The organism is Pseudorhodobacter sp. (assembly GCF_030452865.1).
Taxonomy (GTDB): domain Bacteria; phylum Pseudomonadota; class Alphaproteobacteria; order Rhodobacterales; family Rhodobacteraceae; genus Pseudorhodobacter.
This window is the reverse complement of sequence record NZ_JAKDLJ010000407.1, coordinates 1-3168: the sequence shown is the minus strand read 5'-3', so window position 1 is coordinate 3168 and position 3168 is coordinate 1. Positions and strand designations below refer to the sequence as shown.

The window sequence follows — 3168 nt, the reverse complement described above, 5'->3', positions numbered from 1 at the left end:
GATAAAGGGCGACCACCACACCAAGTGCTGCCATGGTCCAGCCAAGGACCAGGGCGATTCTCGTGCCGCTTTTCAGCATGGCGAGCAGCGGAAAGCCCAAAAGCATCAGAAAACCGACATGGAACGCGCGGGTGACCTGACTGGGAAAATCGATCAGGTGGGCTGCTGTGGAAATCTGGAAGGCGGAAAACGCAACGGCGATCCAGAACAGCAGACGCCCTTGAATACCAGCAGGAAAGCCGGAGGAGAGCGGGTCATGATGGGCAAGTTCCGCTTCGGTTTCGGTTTGCGGCATGTTCGCGACCTTTTCAGCAAATTCAAAAACGGACGGCCCCGGTACAACCGGGGCCGTCTGATGGCTAGGGCAAACCCGTTACTTGATCAGGCCGACTTCCTTGTAATACCGTTCTGCCCCCGGATGCAGCGGCAGCGGCATGCCGTTCAGCGCAGTGTCCAAGGTGATCCCGGCTGCTGATTTATGTGCCGCAACCAATGTCGGCAGGTTTTCAAACATAACCTTCGTCATCTGATACACAGTTTCCTCCGGCACATCGGCGCTGGTTACAAAGAAGTTCATGATGGCAACAGTTGGCACATCTTCGGTCTGACCTTCATAGGTGCCAGCCGGTATCACGCCGGCAACAAAAGGCGCGCCGAGTTTTTCCACCACATCGGCGGGAACCGCAACCATGGTCGTTGGCATCGAGGTGGCAAGATCCTTGATCGAGGCGACACCAAGCCCCGCAGATTGCACCGTCGCATCCAATTGACGGTTCTTTTGCAGTTCCACCGATTCGGCGAAGGGCAGGTATTCCACCTTGCCCAAATCCTCATAGCTCATCCCGGCGGCCTCCAGAATCGCGCGGGTGTTCAACTCGGTGCCGGATTTCGGCGCGCCAACCGACAGGCTTTTGCCTTTAAGATCCGCAAGCACCTTGATGCCACTGTCAGCGGTTGCCGCGATCTGGATATAGTTCGGGTACGCCGCCGCAACGCCACGCAACTTGTCGAGTGGGGCTTTGAAACCCGCGTCGGCGTTGCCCTCCCACGCAAATTTCACCGAATCGCCAAGTGCCAGCGCCAGTTCGCCCTTGCCCTGTTGTAGCAGGTTCAGGTTTTCGACACTGGCTTTGGTCGACTGTACCTGCGCCTGCACATTCGGGATTTTTTCGCCGTAAAGTGTCGCGAGCGCGGAGCCGACCGGGTAATAGACGCCGGAGGTGCCGCCGGTCAGCACGTTGATGAATTCCTGCGCCGATGCGGCGGCGGGTGCTGCGGCAATCGCGACGCCCGCCAATAGCGCACGCAGATTCGCGGTGATTTTGGTCATGGTTTCCTCCTCAGGGGTTGGTTTGATGCCGTGCTTGCTGCGCGGTCTGGGCGTAGTTTGGGCGCAAAGCGGGGGGATGCTCAACCTTTTTTTCCGCGATCTGGGGCGGTGCCCTGCAAGTTGGGTGTTTTCCGGAGAAACATGGGGTGGATCGCGCGCTTCCCGTGACCTCAGTTTTTCGCCAGAAAATCCATAACTGCGGGGCGCACGGATTCGACCCCTGCCGCACATTCGGCATTGATTACCTCGCGCAGTGCCGCCAGATCGGTACGCCGGATCAGGCTTTTGACCGGACCGACCGAGGCGGGGCGCATCGACAGGTTGTGTAGGCCCAAAGCCGCGAAACTGACCGCCTCGACCGGGCGGCCCGCATCTTCGCCGCAGAAGGAAAGCGGCGTACCGGTGTCGGCGCAGCGCTCCACGATCTTCATTATGAAACCAAGGAATGAGGCGTTCAGCGTGTCATAGCGCCGCCGGACACGTTCATTTTCGCGGTCTGCCGCAAAGAAGAACTGTTTGAGGTCGTTACCGCCGATTGACACGAAATCCGTCGCCTCGAAGAAGGCGCGCGGGGCAAAGGCAAGGCTCGGGGTTTCCAGCATCGCGCCGATTTCCACCGTTTCGGGGGTCGGATGGCCCAAGGCTTTTTCACGGTCAAGCTGACCCATCACCAAGGACCGGGCCTTGATGAATTCGGTATGCTCGGTGATGAACGGAAACATGACCGACAGCGGGCGACCATTGGCGGCGCGGATCAAGGCTTGCGCCTGCATCCGCAACACGCCGGGCTTATCCAGACCGACACGGATCGCGCGCCACCCCATCGCGGGGTTCGGCTCATCATTCGGCTTCATATAGGGCAGCACTTTGTCGGAGCCGATATCCAAGGTGCGAAAGGCCACGCGGCGACCGTTGGCGGCATCCATCACGCGGGCGTACAGTTTCGCCAACTCGTCGCGCTTGGGCATGTGATTGCGAATCAGGAACTGCAATTCGGTGCGGAACAACCCGACCCCATCCGCGCCAGAACTTTCAAGGCTGGGCAAATCCGCCATCAAGCCGGCGTTCATTTGCAAACTGATGCGCTGACCATCCAGCGATTGCGCCGGTTTGTCGCGCAGCCCGGCATAGCGCTGCTGCGCCTCCGCCTGCATCGCGATCTTGTCGCGAAAGGCGGCGGCGACGTTATCCTCTGGTCGCAGATGCACCATGCCCTGATCGCCATCGACAAGGATATGATCGCCGTTCAGCGCCTCGGCAAGGATACCGGACGCGTGGATCACCAGCGGAATCGTCAACGCTCGCGCAACGATGGCGGCATGTGACCCGACGGAGCCTTCGGTCAGCACGACGCCGCGCAACTTGCGCCCGTATTCCAGCAGTTCCGCCGGACCGATATTGCGGGCCACCAGCACCGGATTATCGGGCATTTCCGCCCCGGTATCGCCGCCTTGCCCGGTCAGGATACGCAGCAATCGGTTGGACAGGTCGTCAAGGTCATGCAGCCGGTCACGAAGGTAGGCGTCCGGCACTTGGCTCAGCCGTGCCCGCGTTGCGGATTGTTCTTTCTCAACAGCGGCTTCCGCGGAAAGGCCGGCCTGGATATCTTCCTCCATCCGGCGCAGCCAGCCGCGCGAATGGGCGAACATCCGATACGCCTCCAGCACCTGCTTTTGATCTTTGTCAAGGCTTTGCGCCGCGAGCAGATCATCGACCGAGACGCGCAACTCGCCAACAGCCGCCCGGATGCGTTCGATTTCCAATGCGGGGTCATCAGCGACCGGATTGGTAACAACAACCCGCGCCTCATGCAGCCAGACCCGGCCTTCGGCAGCACC

General features: G+C 60.3%; 2 protein-coding genes and 1 pseudogene. All 3 read right to left on the bottom strand.

All coding sequences use genetic code 11. The features are described from left to right. Nucleotides 1–295, bottom strand: a pseudogene (locus tag L0H65_RS17160) (TRAP transporter permease); the annotation flags it as partial. A 78-nt stretch (nucleotides 296–373) separates the two neighbouring features. Beyond that, entirely contained in the window at nucleotides 374–1330 is a 957-nt protein-coding gene (locus L0H65_RS17155; protein ID WP_301460443.1) for a TAXI family TRAP transporter solute-binding subunit, read from the bottom strand. Between the two features lie 170 nt (nucleotides 1331–1500). Beyond that, nucleotides 1501–3168, bottom strand: a 1668-nt coding sequence (gene ptsP, locus L0H65_RS17150; protein ID WP_301460442.1) for a phosphoenolpyruvate--protein phosphotransferase, incomplete at its 5' end; no start/stop codon positions are given.

Coding starts and splice junctions, on each gene's coding strand:
- L0H65_RS17155 (WP_301460443.1), bottom strand. CDS start 1,330: ATGACCAAAATCACCGCGAATCTGCGTGCGCTATTGGCGGGCGTCGCG.